Below are 21795 nucleotides of genomic sequence, written 5' to 3'. Positions count from 1 at the left end.
GGCGGCATAAGGCCGTATCATGCCCCCTCTACTTCAGAGGCCCGCCATGTTCGATTGGGAAGACCTGCGCCATTTTTCCGCCTTCATCAACACCGGTTCGCTGTCGGCTGCGGCCAGGCAGCTGGCTGTCGACCACGCCACCGTGGCCCGGCGCATCGCCGCGCTGGAGGCCGCCTTGAACCTCAAGCTGGTCGACCGCCGCCCCAGGGCCTACGCGCTGACCGAGGAAGGCCGCCGCGTCGGCGAATACGCCGAACGGATGAGCCAGTCGTCGTTCGCCCTGGAGCACTTCGCCAATGCCGGGCAACAGCAAGTGGAAGGCGAAGTGGTGCTGGCCGCGCCGCCTGCGTTGCTCGGTAGCATCATTGCCCGGCGCCTGGGTACGCTGTTGCAGCGCTACCCGCAACTGCACCTGAAACTGGTCGGCAGCAAGTCGCGGGCCTCGCTGGCCCGCCGTGAAGCCGATATCAGTATCACCCTGGCCAGGCCCACCGAGCCGACGCTGGTGGCCAGCCTGCTGGGGTATCTGGATTACCGCTTGTACGCCGCGCCCGCCTACCTGCGCAGCACGGGCGCGCCCCGCTACATCGGCTATGACGAATCCCAGGCCAAGTCGCCGCAGCAGCAGTGGCTGCTCAGCCAGACCGGCAACCCGCCCTTGGTGCTGCAGAGCAACGACCTGCGCATCCAGGCCCAGGCGGCTGCCGGCGGGGTTGGCATCGCCTGCCTGCCGGCATTCATGGCGCAGGAGCATGGCCTGGAGGTCGCCGGTCAGGACCAACAGCAGATGAGCATCGAGATCTGGCTGGCCGTGCACGAGGACGTTCGCAACACCCCGCGCATCAAGGCCGTCACCGACTTCCTGCAGCAACAGGTCAAGCCGCTGCTGCGCTTGTGATTTTTTGCGGATTACGCCTGCACCGATTCGGGATTTTCGCAGCTGGCCACCACCGCTAAGCTTCCCTGCATCGCACAACCGATCACTGAGGAGCAGCGGATGCAATACGTCAAACTGGGCAACACCGGCCTGGACATCTCGAAACTGTGCCTGGGCTGCATGACCTTTGGCGAACCGGATGCCGGTACCCACCCCTGGACCCTGGGCGAAGCCGACAGCCGCCCGATCATCCGCCACGCCGTCGAGCAAGGCATCAACTTCTTCGACACCGCCAACAGCTACTCGGCCGGCACCTCGGAGATCATCCTCGGCAAGGCGCTCAAGGAATTCACCCGCCGCGAGGAAACGGTGATCGCCACCAAGGTGTTCTTCCCCGCCAACATGTGGGAAGGCAGCACCCGCCCCAACGAGCAGGGCCTGTCGCGCAAGGCGATCATGGCCAACATCGACGCCAGCCTGGCCCGCTTGGGCACCGATTATGTCGACCTGTACCAGATCCACCGCTGGGACTACCACACGCCCATCGAAGAGACCATGGAAGCCCTGCACGACGTGGTCAAGGCCGGCAAGGCGCGCTACATCGGCGCGTCGTCGATGTATGCCTGGCAGTTCGCCAAGGCCCAGCAAGTGGCGGCCAGCAACGGCTGGAGCCGCTTCGTGTCGATGCAGAACTACCTCAACCTGATCTATCGCGAGGAAGAGCGCGAGATGATCCCGCTGTGCCTCGACCAGGGTGTCGGCCTGATGCCCTGGAGCCCGATGGCCCGCGGCCGGCTGACCCGGCCGCATGGGCAGCAGACCGCACGTACCCGTACCGATATTTCCGGGCAGTCGTTCTACGAGAAGACCGAAGTGGAAGATGGCCGGGTGATCGATGTGGTCGAGCAGATCGCCGGTGAGCGCGGCGTGCCGATGGCGCAGGTGGCGCTGGCCTGGGTGCTGGGCAAGCGCGGGGTGTCGGCGCCGATTGTCGGGGCCTCGAAGGTGGCACAGCTGGATGATGCGATTGCGGCGTTGGCGTTCCAGCTGAGCGACGCGGAAATCGCCCGGCTGGAAGCGCCCTATGTGCCGCATGCAGTGACAGGGTTCAAGTAAGCCTGCACTGGCCTCTTCGCGGGTGAACCCGCTCCCACAAGGACCGCATCATCTTCAGCTTTGTGGTGATCCTGTGGGAGCGGGTTTACCCGCGAAGAGGCCCGCACAGCCATACAGCGCTGCCGATCTGACTCTGATTATCCTCGCGACGAATGGAGTACATCTGTACTCCTTGCTGAATTTGCGCGCCAACCCTGCAGCAACACCGCCAGTGCCGCCAGCCCCGCCGGCAGCAGCAGCGAGGCGAACACCTGGGCGAAACTCCAGCCCAGCGCCAGCATCTGCGCACCGGCAAAGGCACTGAGAATGGCACCGAAGCGGCCAATGCCACTCATCCAGCTGGCGCCGGTAGCGCGCGCCTCGGTTGGGTAGAACGCCGCCAGCGCATTCATGCCCACGCTCGCGCCGTTCAGGCCAAAGCCCACGGCCCAGGCGATGGCGCACAGCCAGGCGAAATCGCCGGCCACCTGGCCAATCGCGAAAATCACCGCCCCACTGAACAAGAAGGTCAACATCAGCACCCGCTGCGGGTGGCAGCGGTCCATGGCCCAGCCCACCGAAATCGCGCCGACCGGCCCGCCGATCTGGAAGCAGGCCGTGACGATGGCCGCTTGCGACACCGAAAAACCACCACCCTCCTTCACCAGGGTCGGCAGCCAGCCGCTGAACAGGTAGACCAGGAACAGCGCCAGCACGTAGCCCGTCCACAGCATCAGTGTGCCGAAGCGATAGCGGGGAGAGAGGATGGTGCCGATGGCGCCGCCCTTGTGCGCGCTGATGGCGGGTACCACGAAGGTGCTGTCGGGGCCGCAGTGTGCCGGTGCCAGGCGCTGGACGATGCGCCGGACACGCTGCGGGTCGGCGCCTTGGCTGACCAGGAAGGTCACCGACTCGGGCAGGCGCCAGCACAGCAATGGCAAGACCAGCAGCGGCAACACCCCGCCCAGCGCCAGCACGCTGCGCCAGCCCAGGTTGGGGATCATCCAGGCGCTGACGAAGCCACCCAGCGCCGCCCCCAGCGAGAAACCGCAGAAGGCCAGGGTGATCAGCAGCGAGCGGCTGCGCGCCGGGGCGTATTCGCTGACCAGGGTACTGGCGTTGGGCATCGCCGCGCCCAGACCCAGGCCAGTCAGAAAGCGCAGCGCCACCAGGGTTTCCAGGTCGGGGGAAAAGGCCGAGGCCAGGGTCCACAGGCCGAACAGCAGCACGCTGCCAAGCAGCACCGCCTTGCGCCCGTAACGGTCGGCCAAGGGGCCTGCGACCAGGGCGCCGAGGGCCAGGCCGATCAGCGCGGCACTGAGCACCGGGCCGAGGGCCTGGGCGCCTAGCTGCCATTCGCTTTTCAGCTGGGGGGCGATGAAACCGATGATGGCGACGTCCAGACCGTCCAGGGCGATGATCAGGAAACCGAGGAAGACTACCCATTTCTGGTAGGCGCCGATGGGTTGCTGGTCGATCAATTGACGTATGTCGATGGGATGGTTCATTTACCTGACCTCTTGTTGTTTTTATTGGGGGTAATGCGCGGTATTTGTGGGAGCGGGTTCACCCGCGAATGCGTCGTTGAATCCACCACCGCTTTCGCGGGTAAACCCGCTCCCACAGGGGCCCAGTCAACTCATCAAGCTATTGCGCAAGCGCACTGGCTTGATGATCCGCGTCTCCTGCGCCACCACCAGGTCGCGGGTGGCCTGCAGGTACGCGGCAAAATCCGGGTCGGCATCGCGCGCCGCGCTACGCCGCTCGAAATCCGCCAGGCTGTCATACCCCCACAGGTGCACCACCTGGTTCAGCGGCCCGATGCTGCTGACGTAGAACCCCAGCGGTGTCCCCAGGTGCCGGCGCAGGATGGGCATCGCCAGCTGCTCGAAAGCTTCGAGAAACGCGGCCATGCCGCGCGGCCGGATGGTGTAGATACGGTGGTCGACAATCGCCTTGTCCATCACGCCACCTCCCGCGTCTGATCGGCACTGGCCAGCCCCTGCTCGACCCCGGCCAGGTGCCGCCCGGTAATGTAGCCGAAGGTCATGATCGGCCCCAGGGTGATGCCAGCGCCGGGGTAATTGCCGCCCATGATGCTGGCGCGGTCGTTGCCCACCGCGTACAGCCCGGTGATGGCGCGCCGTTCGCCATCGAGCACCTCGCCGACCACACTGGTACGGATACCATCGAACGTGCCCAGGTCGCCCATCACCACCTTCACCGCAAAGTACGGCCCGTCACCCAGCGGCGCCACGCACGGGTTGGGCTGTTGTTGTGGGTCGGCCAGGTAGCGGTTGAACGTGGTGCTGCCACGGCCGAATTGCCGGTCCTCGCCGTGCACCGCACCCAGGTTGTACTCGCGCACCGTACGCTCCAGGCCTTGGCCATCGATACCCGCCTTGGCCGCCAGCTCGGCGAGGGTGTTGCCCTTGAGCAGATAACCGTTACGCAACAGTGGCCCCAGCGGCATCGGCGCAGGCTTGGCGTAGCCCAGGCCGTACTTGGCCAGGGTGCGCCGGTCGCAGACCAGCCACATGGCAGTTTCCGGCTGCTCGGCACAGGCCTCGATCAGCGCCGCGCCGACATCGTGATACGAGTTGGATTCATTGGTGAAGCGCTTGCCGCTGCGCAGCACGCCAATCACCCCAGGCTTGTAGCGATCGAGCAGGTGCGGAAAGGCCACCTGCTTGCCACCTGCCATCGGCACCTTCGAGACCGGCATCCACGCCGCCGCTGCCTGCAGGCGGATGTCCACCTTGCCACCCAGGGCCTCGGCCATGCGTGCACCGTCGCCGGTGTTGCCCGCTGGCACCGGCGAAAAGTGCTCGCCGCCCCGGCGCACATGCGGGTAAGCCTGTTTCAGGCGCTGCAGGTCATGGGAGAACCCCCCGCACGCCAGCACCACGCCCCGGCGCGCCTCGATGCGCAACTCGCCCGCCTGCTGCTGGGCCAGTGCCCCGCTCACCCGCCCGCCTTCGCGCAGCAGCTGCCGCGCCGGGGTGCCGGTAAGGATCGGGATGCCCAGGTCCAGCGCCGACTTCACCAGCCGCGCCGCCAGGGCATTGCCACTGGTGACCTGGGTGCCGCGGCGGTACAGCAGCAGTTCCTTGAAGTGGGTCAGCAGCCGTTTGGCCACGTAGCCGAACGAGGTCAGCGAACGGGTGACGTTGAAGAAGTGCTTGAGGTCGGCGTTCGACGAATTGAACATCATGCCGATGAAGGTGATGGTTTTCAGCGGCGGGCGCAGCCGTGCCATGTCCGCCCCAAGGCCGCGGATATCATACGGTGCGGCCAGGATCGAGCGGCCGATATCGGCACCGCCCTCGGCCTGCGGGTGGTAATCCGGGTACAGCGTGGGGACGAACTTGACCGTGGTCTCGCGCTCGAAAAACTCCACCATCTGCGGCCCATGTCGCAAGAACGCTTCGACCCCAGCCGCATCGAAACAGGCGCCGGTTTCATTGCGCAAGTAGGTCAACGCCTGCTCATGGCTGTGATTCTGGTCATGCCGGTTGCCTGGCACCCACAGCACGCCACCGGAAAACGCCGTGGTGCCGCCGAAGCAGTCGTCCTTCTCGATCACCAGCACGTCCAAACCGTGCTTTTTCGCCGTGATCGCCGTCGCCAGGCCACCAGCCCCGGCACCGATCACCAGCACATCGCAGCTGCGCGTGTTCATGCCTTGACCCCCTCGAAGCCGGGGCGCGGGATCAGCGCCATGGGCATGCTCTCCAGGCCACCATCCACGGTCAGTTCGGCGCCATTGATGTAGTCGGCGCGCGGGCTGGCGAGGAACAGCACGGCATCGGCGATATCCTGTGGCTCGCCGATGCGCTGGTTGGCGGTCATCGCGCTGCGCTGGCGTTCGACCTGCGGGTCGGCATAGAACGCCGCTGACAGCGGCGTGCGAATCAGCCCCGGGCACACGGCGTTGCTGCGCACCCCGCGCGGCCCCCACTCGACGGCGATCTGCCGCGACAGCATGCTGACCCCGGCCTTGGCTGCGCTATAGGCACCGCTGTTGGGTTGCGGGTAATGCGCCGCAATCGACGCCACATGCACGATACGCCCCTGGCCACGGGCAAGCATCGCGCGGCCGAAGCCTTGTGCGCACAGCAGGTAGCCGCTGAGGTTGACCGCCAGCACCTGGTTCCACTGCTCCAGGCTCAGTGTTTCCAGCGCCCCTGGGCGCAGCACGCTGGCATTGTTCACCAATACGTCGCAGCGGCCATGCAGCGCCTGCACCTGGGCGGCAGCCTGCTCGACGCTGGCCGGGTCGGCGATATCGCAGGCCAGCGCACTGACTTCACCGACACTGTGCTCGCCCAGGCTGGCAGCCAGCTCGCGGCACTTGTCAACGTCACGGTCCAGCAGCACCACATGGGCCTGCTGCTCGACCAGTGCCGCGGCCAGCGCCGCACCGATGCCACCGGCCGCGCCGGTGACCACGCAAACGGCTGAATCCAGGCCCAGCCAGTTGGAGGAAATCTTGTTGTTATGCATGCCGCTCTCCAGAGTGTCGCTTGATCTGGCGAACAGCCTAGGGCCGAGGGGCAGGCCGGCAGAATGGACAAAACCTGCAAGCGTCGCCACATTCCGGTCAATTTTGTGACCGGCACCTGAAGCCTGTGCCTGGCTGTGGCACAGTGGCCGGGTAGCGATCAGAACAATTACAACAACATGAACAAGATCCCCAACTACGCCCTGTACGGCGAAACCGCACAGCCGGTGTGGCACGAATCCCTGCATGTGGAGCAGATCTCCCAGCGCTCCGGCGCGTACAACTGGGAAATCGCCGCGCACCGCCACGACGGCCTGCTGCAGCTGCTGTACCTGCAGAGCGGCAGCGGCGAAGTGCTGTTCGACAGCGAGCGCGTGCAAGTCTGCGCACCCTGTGTGGTGTATGTGCCGGCGCAGGTGGTGCACGGCTTTCACTGGGCCGGCGAGGTCGAAGGCCAGGTGATCACCGCCGCCCAGCCACCGCTGGAGAGCATCGCCCAGGTGCTCGCCCCCAATCTGCTGGCGCCACTGCACAGACCCCAGGTCATCGCCCTGCCCCATTGGCCCACCGAAGACGACCCGTTGCTGCCGCTGTGCTTTGCCCTGCGCGAGGAATACCACAACCGCGCCCGTGAGCACGTGGCCAGCAGCATGGCGCTGCTGCTCACCCTGCTGATCCAGGCCTTGCGCCATGCCCAGCAGGCACTCGACCCGGCACATCGCCCCGCGTCACGGCGCAGCCAGCAACTGACCGGGTTTCGCGAGCTGGTGGACAGGCATTACCGCGAGCACCGGCCATTGGGCTTCTATGCCAGTGAACTGGGCATGACCTTGGCGACGCTGGGGCGCCTGTGCCAGGAGCACCTGGGGATGACCCCGATGACTGTGATCAATGCCCGGCTGGTGCTGGAGGCCAAGCGGGTGCTGGGGCATTCGGATGCGAGTGTGAAGGCGATTGCCCATGAACTGGGGTTTGCCGATGTGGGGTATTTCAGCCGGTTCTTTCGCAAGCAGTGCGGCGTGAGCCCAAGTGAGTTTCGCGGTAAAAAGCCCGGGTAGTCCGCTGCCTGTGCCGGCCTCTTCGCGGGCAAGCCCGCTCCCACAACGACGGTCTCACACTTGAGACGCGTGGTACCTGTTAGAGCGGGCTTGCCAGCGACGAGGCTCACATGTCCAGTCACGGCTGCTGGTACTGGCTATTCGACTGGCAGTGCGCTTACCTCGAGATTGTCCAGCACCATGCGCTTGTCTTCACCTCCGTCATCAATATAAACCGTCACTATTTCTGGGCCGTCGATAATAAACTCATCGGTCCCATAGCGCAGTTCGGGCTCCACCGAAAGGACTTTCTGATTTTCCGCAATGGTCGTATATCTCATACAGTAATCGTTGCAACCCCAGTTATATCGTACTTTACGCCGCCCCTTGCCCGGCAATAAAAAATGAATGTAATGCTCGAACGCTAAGTGCTTAAGCTTAATCAGCTCTTGGCCCACATACTTATCATCGCTGATGCCACCGCGGTTAGCCATTAAGAACGTGACACCGTCAACAACAAAATCATTACGTTCACCCACCGGTTCGGATTCGAAATCAATGTTAGGTTCGGGAACAGGTCGCCCCACGGCCTGATCCTCTTCGGCGTAGGTAAACACCATGACCTGATCCTCGTCAGTTGGAAACTTCGTGCGAATGACAGGGATTGACTGGGCATACCGTTCGTAGCGAATCTGGTCATACTGCGCCTTCACCTGCGCTTGTTGATCACCTTCGACATAGAAGAATGCCTGCACTGGTAGCTTGGCCCCGCTGCCCGATGGCCAGACGGGCAATAATATCTCGTTGAACCCCATCCACGTCTCACCCACCAGGCCTGCTCTTACTTCAATTGCCATGTCAAACCATTCGGCTCTCATGTTTGCCGGTTTTTCGCGAAGGTCCCAACCGCAAATCCACGCCCTCTTCACATCCTCAACGCTGTACCTTCTCAGCCAATCGTCCGCACTCGTTATGCTCACCTTCTGGCAGGCATCAGTTGTACTTTCGAGCCCTTCGCGAGGGCCGCACCCCTGTGCAGCTTCGCGCACGTCCGTATTGCCGTCGGTGGGAAAGGTACACAGTACTTCAAGGTTGTTGATCTTGCCTTCCGGCACGCCCTGAGGGGGTGGCAACAAGAACCCGTTCGCCCTATCAAAGGGGCGGCCAAAGTTGCTGTCACGGCGGACCCAGGAAAACGCGATGCTGCCTTTGTCGATATGCTTCTCACTGGGATCCCATGGCAGCGAATCCGGGCTGGTGGCGGTGGCGCGCAGAGCGATACCGCTGCACAGGTAGCTCGGCTTGTCTGGCCCGCCACAATCATCGGTGGTGGAGTCATACCAGCGTTTGAGTTGCTCTACTGCTCGTGCGCCGCGTTGGTTCAGTTCGACCAGCAATGGCGACTTTGCTGTTGCCAGCAAAAGAACTTGGGTTTCTGCAACAGGGCGTACAGGTACGGAAGGGCGCAGCAGAATCCAATATCCCGTCAAACAGCTTGCGATGACAAACAACAGGCACATTAGCAAACGCATTATCGAGCACCGTCTCTTCGAGTGAGTAAGCCATTCAGCGCATTGCTGCGCTGTATCAGGTGATGGCTTAATTTGCTCACAGGTGCAAAAGCGCGCTACTGGCAGATTTACCAGGTGCTGACAGACTTTCCAGCATAACCGCGAAATGAACCCTACATTCGTCTTCGTCGATTCTTCGGCGCTAGTACCCGGTCATCTCCAGATACCCCCGCCCTTGTGCGCTGCCACTCACCCGCACCGGCCCTTCCCAGTAAGGAAATCGGGTGCCCATCCAGGCCTTGGGCTGCAACGCCTCGACTTGCACATCCAGCTGCACCGCGGGCAGCTGAACCCGCCAGCGGGTCGGTACGCGCTTACCGTTGGCCTGGCTTGTCCAGTCCAGAGGCGTCAGCTCGACCTCAGCCCCCTGTAACGCCCGTACCTCCCCGTCAGGCCCAACCCAGGTACCCGCCCGGTACGGCTGCCCCTGGTCCTCACGCACCTGAAACAGCATCAGCTTGGCGCCACTGCCCAGGTGCAGCGAAAACCAGTCCCAGCCGCGTTGCCCTGCCGCCAACGGCTGGCTGCTCCACTCCCGGTCCAGCCAGGCCTGGCCGCTTACCGGAATGCGCTGCCCGTCCCGCTCGACCTCGCCGCTGACCTGGTAGAACGGCTGGCTGTAATAGTACGAAGCCTGGCCCTTGCCGGACTTTTCGCTGTAACCCCGGTCGCCGTGCAGCACCAGCGGCTTGTCACTCGCCAGGGTCAGGTCATAGCCAAAGCCCTGGCCGCCAGCACGCATCTGCAAGCGCTGGAGGTTGTCGTCACCTTGCAGCGACCAGTCGTTGATCCACGCCCGGAACAGCCCGGTCTCGACGCCAGCCTGGCCGATGCCGCCACGGGCCAGGGTTTCACTCACCTGGTGGCCGCCCGGGTCGGTCAGGGCGGCATGGCCCATCCACAGGTTGGGGCTGTTCCAGCCGTGGGTTTCGGGGCCGGGGCGCAGGGCTGACCGGAACAGCGTCCATTGCACGCCCCAGTCGCGGCCCTGGGCATCGCGCAGGTTGGCGGTGACATACCACCATTCGATGCGATAGCCGTCGTGGGCGCCGTGGTCGCGGGGGAACACCAGCGCGGTGTCACGCGTGACCTGCTTGAACGCCGCCGCCTGCGCGCCGAGGCCGGCATAACCGCTGGCCGGCGGCGCAGGCGTGTCACACCCGGCCAGCAGCAGGCAGGCCAGCAACAGCCAGGTTTCAACCTTCATCGGCAAACCGCCGCAACAACTCACTCGGCTGGCGCCGCGTCAGTTGCCACAACGGCCAGGCGCTGGCCAGCAGGCTGGTCAGCACGCCAAGCGCGGCCAGTTGCAGCAGCTGGCTGGCAAACACGTGCCAGGGCAGCCGCCAACCGAATGCCTGAACGTTCACCACCGCCACCAGGCACCAGGCCAGCAGCAACCCGAGGGGGATGGCCAGCAGCACGGTGAAGGCACTGAGCATCAGCGTCTGGCCCAGGCTCAGCCAGGCCAGCCAGCGGCGCGGCACGCCCAGCGCCCACAGCGGTGCCAGCTGCCCCAGGCGCTGCTGGCCCAGGGTCAGCTGGCTGATGAACAGCGCCACGCCAGCCACACCGAGGGTGAGGCTGTTCAGGGCTGCGGTGACGGCGAAGGTACGGCTGAATATCTGCGTCGACCAGGCTTTGAGGCTGGCCTGCTCGACCAATTGCGATTCGTCCAGGCCATAGCGCTGCTGCAACGCGTCCTTGACCTTGGCAACCTGCCCAGGCCGGATCAGCAGGCTCAGACCGCTCAGGCTGGCCGTCGCCGCGTGCTGGCGCAGCCAGTCGGCATTGACCAGTACATGCCCTTTCGGGTTGCCGTAGTCGGCGTGAATGCCCACCACCCGCATAGCCTGTGGCGGTTCGCCCGGCAGTTGCACGGTATCGCCGATGCCTACACCTAGGCGCCGCGCCAATTGTTCGCTGAGCATGGCGCCCTGCCCGTTGGCCACCTGCGCCCAGGCGTCCGGAGCCTGCTCCAGCAGCGGCCAGTGGCTGCGGTAGAACGGATGATCACTCACCCCTTGCATCTGCACCGGCCACCGCTGCAGGCGCCACTCCACTCGCCAGCTTGGCAGCACGGCATCGATGTCGGGGGCCTGCTGCAAGTGTTGGTACATCTGCAGCGCCTGCGTGCTGTCGCGGGGTGTGACATACAGGTCCGCAGCCAGGCGCTGGTCGAGCCAGCCGACGAAGGTGCGGCGGAAACCTTCGGTCATGCCACCCACCCCGACGCTGGCGGCCAATGCCAACAGCAGCGCCATCAGCGCCAGGCTCAGCGCCGGCAACTGCTGGCGGCTGTCGGCGACGAACCACTGCGCCAGCGGCCGCCGGGCATGCCGCGCCAGGCCAGCCAGCAACAGGGCCAGCGTGCCCGGCAACAGCAATGCGGCCGCCAGCAACAGGGCGGCCAGCAGGGTGAAGGCACTCGGCAGGCTGTTGCCGAAGGCGCCGCAGCCCAAGGCCAGCAACGCCAGGGCTGCGGCAACCCACGCCTGGCGCTGCAACCAGGGCCGCTGGGCCAACCGCCAGGCTTGCGGTTGAGCCAACGCCAGCAACGGCAACCGCGCTGCACGCAACAGGCTGTCGATGCCCGCCAGCAAGGCGCCGAGCAGGCTCACGGCGATGCCCACCAGCCACCAGTACAGCGGCAGATGCAGCTGCCCGGAGACCTGGGCACCATACAGGCCGCGCAGGCTGGAGGCGAAGTCGGGCAGCAACAGCGCGGCCAGCAGGTAACCCGCCGCCACGCCCGCCAGGCCGCCGACCACGGCGAATGCTCCCAGCTCCAGGGCCAACGCCGCCAGCAGCACCTTGAGGCTCACGCCGCAAGCTCGCAAGGTGCGCATCAGGCCGCGCCGCTGCTCCAGCGCCAAACCGATGGCGGCATGGGCAATGAACAGCCCGACCACGAAGGCCAGCAAACCGAGGGCCGTCAGGTTGAGATGAAAGCTCGCGGTCAGGCGTTGCAGGTCGCTGTCATCGTCCGGCGGCTGGACCTTCAAACGCTCGGCGAAGGCCTGTGGCAACGGCCGGTCGGTGTCGCTGATCAGCCGCGACAGCTGGCCCGGCGCATCGAGCAAGGCCTGGGCCACGCCGATATCCACCAGCAGCACACCCGGCGCCAATTGCTCATTCAGGGCCAGTGGCGGCAACGCCTGGCCATCCGCCGTGCGCCGCTTGCCCGCCAATTGGCGCAGGGTATCCGGCCCGACCCAGGCTTGCCCTGGTATGCCGATGAAAGCCTGCAGATCGAAGCTCGCCGGGTCGGCACCTGCGACGGCCATGCCGGGCAGCAGGCTCAGTGGCTCGATGCCGATCAGCCTGATGGCAACGGCTGGCTCACCGGCCAGGCGCAAGCGCCCCTCCAGCACCGGCGTCACGTGCCAGCCTTGCCTGCGCAGCTGCACATACAGCGCCTGGTCGAAACGCTGCCCGTCGCGGGCAACGATCTGCCGCTGCGCCGGCCCGCTCAATACGGCGCTGGCCTGGGCATAGTCGCTGCGCGCCTGGGCGTTGAGGGCCTGTACACCGGTCCACAACGCCGTGGCCAGCCACAGGCCGGTAAAGACGCTGATGCACTGCAAGCGGTGGCGCCCCCAGTGGCTGCCCAGTGCCTGCAGGGTGAGCAGCAGGTTGTTCATCAGCCTTGCACCCGGCCCTGGTGCAGCACGCAGCGGCGCTGCAGGCAAGCGGCCAGGCGCGGGCTGTGGGTCACCATCAGCACGCTGCTGCCGGCGTCGCCGACCAGTTGCAGGAGCAAGGCCAGCACCTCGTCGCTGCTGGCTTCGTCGAGGCTGCCGGTGGGCTCGTCGGCGAGCAACAACGCTGGTCGGCTGGCCAGTGCCCGGCCGATGGCGACCCGTTGCTGCTGGCCGCCGGACAGCTGCTCCGGGTAGCGCTCGAGCAAGGCGGTCAGCCCCAGGCGCTCGGCCAGGTAGGCCAGCCACTGCGGGTCGTGGCGCTTGGCCAGGCGCGCCTGGAAGGCCAGGTTGGCTGCCACGTCGAGGCTGCTGATCAGGTTGTACTGCTGGAATACCAGGCCGATGCCCTCGCGTCGCCAGCGGGCCAGGGCGGCTTCGCCTTGGCCATGCAGGGGGGTGCCGTCGATGAGGATGCGCCCGCTGTCGGCGCGGTCGAGGCCGGCGACCAGGTGCAGCAAGGTGCTCTTGCCGCTGCCGGATTCACCCATCAGCGCCAGGCTGCTGCCGTGGGAGAGCGTCAGGTCGACGCCGCGCAGGACCTGGAGCGGGCCCTGGGCGGTAGGGAAAGATTTTTGCAATTGCTCGATGACCAACATGGGGGCTTTGGCCTTTTGGTGAGGTCAGACCTAAGGCATAGCTGCAAATAGCGCTTGCTGGCAAATACATAGGTCGCCTGTTCTGGCCTCTTCGCGGGTAAACCCGCTCCCACAGGATCACCACAGTCTTGAAGTCCGTGCGGTACCTGTTGGAGCGGGTTTACCCGCGAAGAGGCTGGCACAGGCGACCTAGTTCACCAACGCATGCTGAACCTCCCCCACGGTCGCCGCCAAGCTGTTCAGGTGCAAACTCAACACCTGCTCCACCGGCGCCTGGTCCAGCGGCCAGTGCAAGGCAATGCTCCCGGCCAGTTGCCCCTGCACCCGCACCGGCAAGGCAATCGCCCGGATCAGGAACGGCAAGCGCACCGGATACTCCCAATACCCCTCGGTACGCTGCCCGAAGCCCTTCTGCGCGTCCCCTTCCAGGTCACGCAGCAGCGCTTCACCGCCTACCCGCTCATGCTGGGCCAGGCGCTGCACTTCATCTACCGCCAACTCCTTCAGGCACGCCCGGCCCATCGCCGAATGGAACAGGCTGGCATGCTGGCCGACGATCTGGCAGTTGTTCGGGTAACGTTTGCGCAGTACCTGGGGAATCGCGCTTTCCATCACCTCCAGCCGCTCCCCATCGAAGCACGACAGGTCGACCACCAGCCCGGTGCGCTCGCTAAGATCCAGCAACAGCGGCGCGGCGCTTTCCACCAGCTGGCGCTTGAAGCGCTGCTGGCGGTCGCCGAACAGGCGGCGGGCGCACAGGCGGTAGCGCCGGTCGCTGAGCCCACGGTAGACCCAGCCCTGCTCCTGCAAGGTGGCGAGCATGCGCGAAGCCGTGGCCTTGGGCAGCCCGGTGAGGTAATGCAGCTCTTCCAGGCCGAGGGCCTGATGCTCGCCAAGCAGTTCGACGATGGCCAGCGCACGCTCCACCGAGCGCACGCCGCCGCTGTCTGTCGCTGTGCCCATGTTTCCGACCTCCCTGTCTGTGCGTGGATGGTCATCATGCCCAGCAAGATACGGGCCGGGCCAGCCCCCTCAACGTGGCAACAGGCTCGGCGGCGGGCGCCGTTCCACCCAGCGGGTCAGCTGTTCATGTGCATAGGCCAGCTGCAGCACGGCATGGTCGGCCTGGGCCGGGCCTATGATCTGCAGGCCCGTGGGCAGCCCGGCGGCATTGAAACCGACCGGCACGCTCATGCTCGGCAAGCCAGCCAGGGTCGGCCCGATCACCACCTCCATCCAGCGGTGGTAGGTGTCCATGGTCCGCCCCCCGACCACCTTCGGCCACGCCTCGGCTGCGTCGAAAGGGAACACCTGGGCCGCAGGCAGCAGCAAGAAATCGTAACGCTCGAACAATTTGCCCATTGCCAGGTACCACGCGCTGCGGTCCAGCGACGCCTGATACACAGCAGCGGCGCTGAGCTGCAGGCCACCCTCCACTTCCCATTGCGCCTCGGGCTTGAGCAGCGCCCGCTTGGCTGGGTCGGCATAGGCCGCCGCCAGGTTGCCGTGCACCAGGAAGTGGCGGTGCGTCAGCCAGCATTGCCATAACCGCGCCAGATCAAAGGCGGGCTGGCAAGCTTCGACCACGCAGCCCAGCTCGGCGAAATCGGCCAGGGCGGCTTCGCACAGGCCCAGCACCCCATCTTCCATCGGCAGGTAACCGTCGTAGTCGCCTAGCCAGCCGATGCGCGCCCCCTTGAAGTCACGCTGCAGCCCCGCCGCGAAATCCCGCCCGCCGTCATTGAGCGACAAGGGCACCCGCGCATCATGGCCGGCCTGCACCGTCAGCAGGCGAGCGACATCGGTCACGCTGCGCCCCATCGGCCCCTCGGTGGCCAGTTGCTGGACGAACAACTCAGGCGTCGGCCCATAGGGCACCCGCCCCAGCGACGGGCGCAGGCCGAACACGTTGTTGAACGCCGCCGGGTTGCGCAGCGAGCCCATCATGTCGCTGCCATCGGCCACTGGCAGCAAGCGCATGGCCAGCGCCGCCGCGGCGCCACCGCTGCTACCCCCGGCCACGCGGCTGTGGTCGTAGGCATTGGTGGTGGTGCCGAACAGCGTGTTGTAGCTCTGCGAACCCAGGCCGAATTCCGGCACATTGCTCTTGCCGATGATGATCGCCCCGCTCGCCCGCACCCGCGCCACGCTGATGGCGTCGTGTGCCGGCACCTGCTCGGCGAACAGCGGCGAACCCAGCGTGGTACGCAGCCCGGCCGTGGCGGCCAGGTCCTTGATCGCCTGGGGCATGCCATGCATCCAGCCACGGGACTGGCCGCGCGCCAGTTCGCGGTCGCAGGCCTCGGCCTCGGCCAGCAACTCCTCCCCTGCGCGCAGCGACACCAGCGCGTTGACCTGCGGATTGCAACGCTCGATATGGCCCAGGTAAGCCTGCATCACCTCGCGGCACGCCACCTGGCGGGCATGAATGGCCCGGGACAGGGCCTCGGCGTCGAGGGCGACGATTGGGTCGATAGCTAACGCGTTCACGGTTTTACTCCAAGGTTGTAGGCGACGGCCTTGCCGGCGCGCGGTGCTTCTTTCAGGCAATAGGTGCCGAGCAAAGTCAGCAGGCAGGCGAACAGCACGTAGAACGATGGCGCCACCGGGGTGCCGAGCACCTTGCTCAGCCAGGTGACGATCAGCGGGGCAAAGCCACCGAACACCATCACCGCCACGTTGTAGGCCACCGACACGCCGGTTGAGCGCACCTCGACCGGGAACTGCTCGGCCAGCGCGGTCGGCGCAGGGCCGAAGAAGCCGCCGATGGCGCTGCACAGCAGCAGCTGCATCACCAGCAGGCGCTCGATCGAGGGCGCCGCAGCCACCCACACATACAGCGGGTAGACCATGACAAAGAACGCCAGGGTGAAGGCCATCAGCACCGGCCGCCGGCCGAGCCGGTCCGACAGCGCGCCGGACAGCGGAATCACCACGGTCATCAGGCCCACCGCGAGCATCTGCACCAGCAGCACCTGGTCCAGCGGCAGGCCGAGGTTCTTGTGGGCGAAGGTCGGCATGTTCACCAGCACCACGTAGAACGACACCGTCGCGCCACAGGCCAGGCCCATCGACACCAGCAGGCTGCGGCGGTGCTCACGCAGCACCTGCCACAGGCTCGGCGCCTGGCCCTTGGCCTGCTTGCGCGCCTGCAGAAACTCCTCGGGCTCTTCCATGTGCTTGCGAATCCACAGCCCCACCGGGCCGATCAGCAGGCCGAGCACGAACGGAATCCGCCAGCCCCAGCTGTCCAGCGCCTCGGGCGTGCACAGGTGGGTGACCAGCGCGACCATCGCCGCCCCGGAAAACACCGCCAGGCACTGCCCCACCAGCTGCCACGAACCATACAGGCCCTTGCGGTTGGCCGGCGCGCTCTCCACCAGAAACGCCGTGGCGCTGGCGTACTCGCCGCCGGTGGCAAAGCCCTGCAGCATGCGCGCGACCACGATCAGCAGCGGCGCGCCCATGCCGATGGCCAGGTAGTTGGGGGCGAAGGCGATCATGGCGATCGACACGGTCATCAGGCGGATGATCAGCTGCATCGCCGCCTTGCGCCCCTTGCGGTCGGAATACACGCCCAGCAGCACCCCGCCCACCGGGCGCATGAAAAAGCCCACGCCAAAGGTGGCCAGGGCCATCAGCAGCGAGGCGTATTCGTCATCCGAGGGGAAGAACTGGCGGGCGATGATGCTCGCCAGAAAGCCGTACACGATAAAGTCATACCACTCCAGCGCATTGCCGATGACCGCCGCGACCACTTGCCGGGTACGCGACGCGCCTGTATTGGAAATCTGCATGCGGAACACTCCATCTTCTGTTCAAGTGATCACCAGGCGCAGCCGCGCCCGGGCTCCAGCGGCAGTCGTCAATACAGGGCAGTCAGGCAGGCTTGAGCCAGCTCTCGGTCAGCGCGCACCAGTAGGCGGCGCCGGTCAGCAGGATGTCGTCGTTGAAGTCGTAGGCCGGGTTGTGCACCATCGGCCGCTGCACGCCGTTGCCGATGAACAGGTAGGCGCCCGGGCAGCGCTGCAGCATCCAGGCAAAGTCCTCGCTGCCCATCAGCTTACGGGTGTTGCCATCGACCTTGTCGGCGCCCAGCAACGCCTCACCCACCTGCTGGGCAAAGGCGTTTTCCTTGGCATGGTTGACCAGCACCGGGTACGCCGGGCGGTGCTCGATACGGGCTGTGCAGCCAAAGCTTTCGGCCTGGCTGACGATGATCGCCCGCACTCGCTCCAGGGTCTGTGCCCGCACCTGGGCATCCAGCGCGCGCAGGCTCAGGCGCAGCAGCGCTTGCTGCGGAATCACGTTGGCCGCCTCGCCCGCCTGCAGCGCGCCGACCGTGACCACCGCCGCTTCCTGGGCATCGATGTTGCGCGCCACCACCGTCTGCAGCGCCATCACCACACTGGCCGCTGCCACCAGCGGGTCGACCGTCAGGTGCGGCATCGAACCATGCCCGCCGACGCCCTCGAGGGTGACCGTCAGCAGGTCCTGCGAGGCCATCATCGGCCCCTCGCGAAAACCCAGATGCCCGGCCGGCAGCCCCGGCATGTTGTGCATGCCGAACAGCGCATCACAGGGGAAGCGCTCCAGCAGCCCATCGGCCAGCATCGCCTCGGCACCGCCCTGGCCCTCCTCGGCCGGCTGGAAGATCAGCGTCAGCGTGCCATCGAACTGGCGCGTCGCCGCCAGGTAGCGCGCCGCGCCCAACAGCATGGTGGTGTGGCCATCGTGGCCGCAGGCATGCATGCAGCCCTGGTGTCGGCTGCTGTAGGCAGCACCGGTGGCCTCATGGATCGGCAGCGCGTCCATGTCGGCACGCAGGCCCAGCTTGCGCGGGCTGCTGCCATTGCGCAGTACACCGACCACACCGGTCTTGCCGATACCGGTGTGCACCTCGTAGCCCCACTGCTGCAGCAGCGTGGCGACCAGGGCCGAGGTGCGGCTTTCTTCGAAACCGAGTTCAGGGTGAGCGTGGATATCGTGGCGGATGGCGTGCAGGTCGCTGGCCACGTCGTTGAGCCAGGCCAGGATGTGCTGGTGTTGCTGCATGGGGAATCTCCTCGCGCGGGTGGGTCCCGTTCTTGTTGTTCGCTTGAGATCACGACGGGTAAGGCAGGTCGTGCTTGGCGACAGATAAGCGCGAGTGGCGAGGGAGTACAAACGAATGTGGTTCCACGCAGTGGAACCACTTAGAAAAAGTGATTGTAGATTGCGTATCCACCCGCCAGTACCCAGAGGTTCAGGATGATCATGGATATGCTCCGCCCCTCGTAGATATGACTCCAGGGCACCACATGGACCAGCTTTTCAGGTGGTACGCTTTTCAAGTAACGGTGGCGGATGATGAAGTAGACGATGCTGATCACGGGGTAGATGAAGAGGGCTATTCCCACAGCATCGAGGCCGACAAAAAGCGCCAGGAAGGCCGGTGTGAACAGGTAGGCGCACTTGACCCAGAAATCCATTTCTACCAGGTAATCGTGTACCTCACCGCCGGGGGGCGGTGGTTTTTTCTTGCGCTTGGTCGTCCTTGAGGGCATTTGAAACTCCGTTTGAATTCACTGTACCGGTGCCTCCATGCGCTCCGATCAACCGGGAAAGCGACGGTTGGTTTTTCGGGATTTCACAGAGTCCTAGAACTCCACCTTGCCCCGCCCCGCCTTTACCGAGCTGCGCCTGGCTTTTCCTTCGAGGCGGCGAGTCTTCGAGCCGAGGGTCGGCTTGGTGGGGCGGCGTTTTTTCTCGGTCTTGCCGGCAGCGATGATCAACTCGGCAAGACGCGCCAGTGCGTCAGTGCGGTTCTGCTCCTGGGTGCGGTACTGCTGGGCCTTGATGATCAGCACGCCGTCGCCGGTGATGCGACTGTCACGCAGTTCCAGCAGCCGCTCCTTGTAAAACGCGGGCAACGACGAGGCGGGAATGTCGAAGCGCAGGTGCACGGCGCTGGACACCTTGTTGACGTTCTGCCCACCGGCGCCTTGCGCGCGGATGTAGGTCAGTTCGATGTCGGCATCGGGCAGATGCACGGTGTTAGAGATGGTCAGCATGGCATGGCCCTTGTGATTGCCCTCCATTATCACAGCCTTGGCTGCTTGCTCACAGAACAAAACGCGTTTGGCCTCATCTGTCCTGATCGAGACGCCCTACGTTGTCGTCCGGCAAGCTCAGGCCGTCGGCGTAGCTGAAACTGCGCACGGTGTCGCCGTTACGGTTGATCACCGCGCTCAGCTGGCCGTGTTCGTCGTAGCGGTACTGGGTGAGGGTTTCGACGGCCTGGTTGTCGACCACGCGCTTGATGTCGGTCAGGCGACCCAGTGGGTTGTCGTAGTGCAGGTGGATGCGGGTGCCGCCGGTGGCGCTGATGTCGGTCAGGGTGCCGTCGGGCGTGAGATTGAAGTGCAGAAAATCCCCGAAGACGTTTTCGATGCGCTGCAGCGGGACTTCGCGCCAGAGTCTCAGTGGAGAATACGACCTTCAATTGAAACAGCTTGTGTAACTGATGCCTTCAATGGCTCTGCTTTATACGCAGCAGAGCCAGAAGAAACCACACTTTTTTAAAGAGCACATCCCAATATAACTCTACAAGCCCATTAGAGCTTAAAGTGCTCTCTCACTTCCTCATCTCCCATTGGCGAATACAAAGGATAATCACGCCCCTCCCCCGAGCAAGAAGTTTCATTATCAAAAATATCAACAAGCTTTACGTTATCCGCAACACCATATACAAACCTTACAGGCTCTTCAGCTGAAGGACTATAATTTTCTTGGTGAGCAACCACCCTCCAATCACCTTCAGCCTTACGATCAAAGAGAGAATACGGATCCAAAATAATAGGATCACCTAATCGATCAAAAGATATTGAGCTCACCATAGGCGAATTAAGAACTTGATTAAATATTTCGGCCACATGACCAAGACTATTCCGGGTCATGATACGCCCAACACCATACTTTTGCTCACCCAATGCAAAGCAAAAAACATCTCCAACCTTGATATTTCTCAAACTCGTTTTAGCTTTTTTATCCCAACCATAAATCTTGAATGAATTCATCCACAAACCCCTTTCAATGCAGTAGTTTTCTTATTGAATCGGTCTCTTCGAGCAGGCGGGCGAACTGGTCGTACTTGAACGCGAGCCGGTTGCCGTCTGGCAGGCTCAGGCCGACCAATGTTGCCGTGTTCGCCTATATCTATGGGATGACTTAAACTGCCAAGCTCCACGACTGGATGCGACGGAGCTGTGCTCGTTGCACTAATTTTCCAGTGAGGCCTAGTAGGACAATGGTGCTAGCTGCACTTAGATAGCACCAACGTTGCTTCACACTTTTAAAGAGCCTTCCTAACTATCTGAAAACCGCAACTCACACTGAATTTACAAGCACCTCAAATACAATCAAATATCATTTAATTCTGCCCATGCGTCGTATTTATAATGTTCATCAATACCCTCAAATGCAAGACCCTTCAAATCGCCTGCAGCAGACTTAAACCTCTCACTGCAGAATAATTCTAAAGTTTCCTGACATCTAAAAATATCCGCCTCGAGCCCCGGAGAGATAACAAATTTTTTAATATTATCAATACTCACGGAACCTGGATAGATCGGACTTTGAACTTCGACGCCACTCTCCATGTCTTTAGATGTTTCAAATACCGATTTGGCTTTATCTAGTGCCGCCAGGCTTTCACCAGGAAGAAATATGAAAAACTCATCTTTCCGAGAATCCCCCTTAAAGGAAATCTCCAATGGAATAGCCTTATACTTTGCTCCCAGCTTATCGCAGACACCCAAAAACTTTTTGGAGACAAAAGTCTCACCCAACTGGTAATAGTCAAAATCCAGATCATCAAGCGTCATTTCCAAACCAGACAGCTCTAAAGAATATCTGTTCTCTATGTTTAACGCCATCGGATTGAGCTCGAAAGAATCCCACTCAAACTCATCACAATTGAAAAAGCCAGACAATACAATAGGACAACCACTATCCTGCGAACAGTATCGCATAGCGTAATATTTGGAATTACTCACAAAAGCCTCCCAGTGACAGCATCAGCTACAAAATTATTATTCATGAGATTTTCTCTTGCAAAATTCTGAATCTTCCCAATACCCAGCACCAACTGAGTATCAGAGACTTTGCCAGCCCTAAATGCATCATTCAGCGCCGAGACTTTAGTCTTCACTACTTTTGTATATTTAGCATGATTCGACCAGTGCCCTGGGAGGTCAATTTTCTCCGTCAGTTTTTACTACCAGGCAAGAATATTCCATTGGATGCGCCGTCATCGCTAAAGCCCATCGATCGAAGCTTGTTAAACATTTTTGCATAACGTGGCTTCTTCATGATTTCTTCAGGGATGAGGTGATGATTCGCCATGCCATCACCCTTCCTGGCCCCCATAT

General features: G+C 63.3%; 20 protein-coding genes and 1 pseudogene. 3 read left to right on the top strand and 18 right to left on the bottom strand.

The window, feature by feature from the left end:
• The first annotated feature begins 46 nt into the window (after window positions 1-46).
• Together ACIPZ5_RS19705 and ACIPZ5_RS19700 are read left to right on the top strand one after the other, a co-directional pair.
• Window positions 47-898: a LysR family transcriptional regulator gene (locus ACIPZ5_RS19705; RefSeq protein WP_400810225.1), complete on the top strand. Its 852-nt coding sequence runs from the start codon at window positions 47-49 to the stop codon at window positions 896-898.
• Window positions 899-997: 99 nt separating this feature from the next.
• Entirely contained in the window at window positions 998-1993 is a 996-nt protein-coding gene (locus tag ACIPZ5_RS19700; RefSeq protein WP_400810223.1) for an aldo/keto reductase, read from the top strand.
• A 137-nt stretch (window positions 1994-2130) separates the two neighbouring features.
• Here the strand turns inward: ACIPZ5_RS19700 and ACIPZ5_RS19695 are convergent, their stop codons facing one another.
• The 4 genes from ACIPZ5_RS19695 to ACIPZ5_RS19680 form a co-directional block, all read right to left on the bottom strand.
• Window positions 2131-3480 (bottom strand): MFS transporter, encoded by a 1350-nt coding sequence (locus ACIPZ5_RS19695; RefSeq protein ID WP_400810221.1) that lies wholly within the window; start codon window positions 3478-3480, stop codon window positions 2131-2133.
• 126 nt (window positions 3481-3606) lie between these two features.
• Entirely contained in the window at window positions 3607-3936 is a 330-nt protein-coding gene (locus ACIPZ5_RS19690) for an NIPSNAP family protein (protein ID WP_313712402.1), read from the bottom strand.
• Window positions 3936-5654 (bottom strand): FAD-dependent oxidoreductase, encoded by a 1719-nt coding sequence (locus ACIPZ5_RS19685; protein ID WP_261944175.1) that lies wholly within the window; start codon window positions 5652-5654, stop codon window positions 3936-3938. Before ACIPZ5_RS19685 ends, ACIPZ5_RS19690 begins: the two co-directional genes overlap by 1 nt.
• The gene (locus ACIPZ5_RS19680) at window positions 5651-6478 is read right to left on the bottom strand and encodes an SDR family NAD(P)-dependent oxidoreductase (RefSeq protein ID WP_400810219.1); all 828 of its coding nucleotides are present in this window, start codon (window positions 6476-6478) and stop codon (window positions 5651-5653) included. The genes ACIPZ5_RS19685 and ACIPZ5_RS19680 overlap by 4 nt, the downstream gene beginning before the upstream one ends.
• Before the next feature lie 177 nt (window positions 6479-6655).
• On the opposite strand from ACIPZ5_RS19680, the gene ACIPZ5_RS19675 reads away from it, so the two are divergent.
• Window positions 6656-7534 carry a helix-turn-helix domain-containing protein gene (locus tag ACIPZ5_RS19675; RefSeq protein WP_400810217.1) on the top strand — a complete coding sequence of 293 codons (879 nt, stop codon included), beginning with the start codon at window positions 6656-6658 and terminating at the stop codon, window positions 7532-7534.
• A gap of 137 nt (window positions 7535-7671) precedes the next feature.
• Here the strand turns inward: ACIPZ5_RS19675 and ACIPZ5_RS19670 are convergent, their stop codons facing one another.
• The 14 genes and pseudogenes from ACIPZ5_RS19670 to ACIPZ5_RS19605 form a co-directional block, all read right to left on the bottom strand.
• Window positions 7672-9045 carry a hypothetical protein gene (locus tag ACIPZ5_RS19670; RefSeq protein ID WP_400810216.1) on the bottom strand — a complete coding sequence of 458 codons (1374 nt, stop codon included), beginning with the start codon at window positions 9043-9045 and terminating at the stop codon, window positions 7672-7674.
• Window positions 9046-9226: 181 nt separating this feature from the next.
• On the bottom strand, window positions 9227-10291 hold the full coding sequence (locus ACIPZ5_RS19665) for a lipocalin-like domain-containing protein (RefSeq protein ID WP_400810214.1): 1065 nt from the start codon (window positions 10289-10291) through the stop codon (window positions 9227-9229).
• Window positions 10281-12728 carry an ABC transporter permease gene (locus ACIPZ5_RS19660; RefSeq protein ID WP_400810213.1) on the bottom strand — a complete coding sequence of 816 codons (2448 nt, stop codon included), beginning with the start codon at window positions 12726-12728 and terminating at the stop codon, window positions 10281-10283. Before ACIPZ5_RS19660 ends, ACIPZ5_RS19665 begins: the two co-directional genes overlap by 11 nt.
• Entirely contained in the window at window positions 12728-13384 is a 657-nt protein-coding gene (locus tag ACIPZ5_RS19655) for an ABC transporter ATP-binding protein (protein WP_400810211.1), read from the bottom strand. The genes ACIPZ5_RS19660 and ACIPZ5_RS19655 overlap by 1 nt, the downstream gene beginning before the upstream one ends.
• Window positions 13385-13573: 189 nt before the next feature.
• A complete protein-coding gene (locus tag ACIPZ5_RS19650) occupies window positions 13574-14347 on the bottom strand; it encodes an IclR family transcriptional regulator (protein WP_400810210.1) in 774 nt (257 codons plus the stop codon).
• A gap of 69 nt (window positions 14348-14416) precedes the next feature.
• Window positions 14417-15874 (bottom strand): amidase, encoded by a 1458-nt coding sequence (locus ACIPZ5_RS19645; protein ID WP_400810208.1) that lies wholly within the window; start codon window positions 15872-15874, stop codon window positions 14417-14419.
• Window positions 15871-17181 carry a citrate-proton symporter gene (locus ACIPZ5_RS19640; protein ID WP_313712411.1) on the bottom strand — a complete coding sequence of 437 codons (1311 nt, stop codon included), beginning with the start codon at window positions 17179-17181 and terminating at the stop codon, window positions 15871-15873. The genes ACIPZ5_RS19645 and ACIPZ5_RS19640 overlap by 4 nt, the downstream gene beginning before the upstream one ends.
• Before the next feature lie 82 nt (window positions 17182-17263).
• On the bottom strand, window positions 17264-18439 hold the full coding sequence (locus ACIPZ5_RS19635; protein ID WP_400810207.1) for a M20 aminoacylase family protein: 1176 nt from the start codon (window positions 18437-18439) through the stop codon (window positions 17264-17266).
• A gap of 140 nt (window positions 18440-18579) precedes the next feature.
• Window positions 18580-18930 carry a hypothetical protein gene (locus tag ACIPZ5_RS19630; protein WP_400810205.1) on the bottom strand — a complete coding sequence of 117 codons (351 nt, stop codon included), beginning with the start codon at window positions 18928-18930 and terminating at the stop codon, window positions 18580-18582.
• 93 nt (window positions 18931-19023) lie between these two features.
• The gene (gene arfB, locus ACIPZ5_RS19625) at window positions 19024-19437 is read right to left on the bottom strand and encodes an alternative ribosome rescue aminoacyl-tRNA hydrolase ArfB (RefSeq protein ID WP_400810203.1); all 414 of its coding nucleotides are present in this window, start codon (window positions 19435-19437) and stop codon (window positions 19024-19026) included.
• Between the two features lie 100 nt (window positions 19438-19537).
• A pseudogene (locus ACIPZ5_RS19620) lies at window positions 19538-19834 on the bottom strand (hypothetical protein); the annotation flags it as partial.
• Between the two features lie 146 nt (window positions 19835-19980).
• The gene (locus ACIPZ5_RS19615) at window positions 19981-20442 is read right to left on the bottom strand and encodes an Imm26 family immunity protein (RefSeq protein ID WP_400810201.1); all 462 of its coding nucleotides are present in this window, start codon (window positions 20440-20442) and stop codon (window positions 19981-19983) included.
• Between the two features lie 13 nt (window positions 20443-20455).
• On the bottom strand, window positions 20456-20560 hold the full coding sequence (locus ACIPZ5_RS19610) for an RHS repeat domain-containing protein (protein WP_400810199.1): 105 nt from the start codon (window positions 20558-20560) through the stop codon (window positions 20456-20458).
• A gap of 224 nt (window positions 20561-20784) precedes the next feature.
• Window positions 20785-21420: a hypothetical protein gene (locus tag ACIPZ5_RS19605; protein WP_400810197.1), complete on the bottom strand. Its 636-nt coding sequence runs from the start codon at window positions 21418-21420 to the stop codon at window positions 20785-20787.
• Window positions 21421-21795: the final 375 nt, after the last annotated feature.

This window comes from Pseudomonas sp. NPDC089428 (assembly GCF_044749325.1).
GTDB lineage: Bacteria > Pseudomonadota > Gammaproteobacteria > Pseudomonadales > Pseudomonadaceae > Aquipseudomonas.
This window is presented reverse-complemented; position numbering and strand designations above follow the sequence as displayed.

Excerpts from the sequence above, each read along its gene's own strand:
- ACIPZ5_RS19675 (WP_400810217.1), top strand. The coding sequence starts at position 6,656 with ATGAACAAGATCCCCAACTACGCCCTGTACGGCGAAACCGCACAGCCG.
- ACIPZ5_RS19635 (WP_400810207.1), bottom strand. The coding sequence starts at position 18,439 with ATGCAGCAACACCAGCACATCCTGGCCTGGCTCAACGACGTGGCCAGC.
- arfB (WP_400810203.1), bottom strand. The coding sequence starts at position 19,437 with ATGCTGACCATCTCTAACACCGTGCATCTGCCCGATGCCGACATCGAA.
- ACIPZ5_RS19650 (WP_400810210.1), bottom strand. The coding sequence starts at position 14,347 with ATGGGCACAGCGACAGACAGCGGCGGCGTGCGCTCGGTGGAGCGTGCG.
- ACIPZ5_RS19655 (WP_400810211.1), bottom strand. The coding sequence starts at position 13,384 with ATGTTGGTCATCGAGCAATTGCAAAAATCTTTCCCTACCGCCCAGGGC.
- ACIPZ5_RS19695 (WP_400810221.1), bottom strand. The coding sequence starts at position 3,480 with ATGAACCATCCCATCGACATACGTCAATTGATCGACCAGCAACCCATC.
- ACIPZ5_RS19660 (WP_400810213.1), bottom strand. The coding sequence starts at position 12,728 with ATGAACAACCTGCTGCTCACCCTGCAGGCACTGGGCAGCCACTGGGGG.
- ACIPZ5_RS19690 (WP_313712402.1), bottom strand. The coding sequence starts at position 3,936 with ATGGACAAGGCGATTGTCGACCACCGTATCTACACCATCCGGCCGCGC.
- ACIPZ5_RS19615 (WP_400810201.1), bottom strand. The coding sequence starts at position 20,442 with ATGAATTCATTCAAGATTTATGGTTGGGATAAAAAAGCTAAAACGAGT.
- ACIPZ5_RS19705 (WP_400810225.1), top strand. The coding sequence starts at position 47 with ATGTTCGATTGGGAAGACCTGCGCCATTTTTCCGCCTTCATCAACACC.
- ACIPZ5_RS19680 (WP_400810219.1), bottom strand. The coding sequence starts at position 6,478 with ATGCATAACAACAAGATTTCCTCCAACTGGCTGGGCCTGGATTCAGCC.
- ACIPZ5_RS19670 (WP_400810216.1), bottom strand. The coding sequence starts at position 9,045 with ATGCGTTTGCTAATGTGCCTGTTGTTTGTCATCGCAAGCTGTTTGACG.
- ACIPZ5_RS19685 (WP_261944175.1), bottom strand. The coding sequence starts at position 5,654 with ATGAACACGCGCAGCTGCGATGTGCTGGTGATCGGTGCCGGGGCTGGT.
- ACIPZ5_RS19700 (WP_400810223.1), top strand. The coding sequence starts at position 998 with ATGCAATACGTCAAACTGGGCAACACCGGCCTGGACATCTCGAAACTG.
- ACIPZ5_RS19630 (WP_400810205.1), bottom strand. The coding sequence starts at position 18,930 with ATGCCCTCAAGGACGACCAAGCGCAAGAAAAAACCACCGCCCCCCGGC.
- ACIPZ5_RS19665 (WP_400810214.1), bottom strand. The coding sequence starts at position 10,291 with ATGAAGGTTGAAACCTGGCTGTTGCTGGCCTGCCTGCTGCTGGCCGGG.
- ACIPZ5_RS19640 (WP_313712411.1), bottom strand. The coding sequence starts at position 17,181 with ATGCAGATTTCCAATACAGGCGCGTCGCGTACCCGGCAAGTGGTCGCG.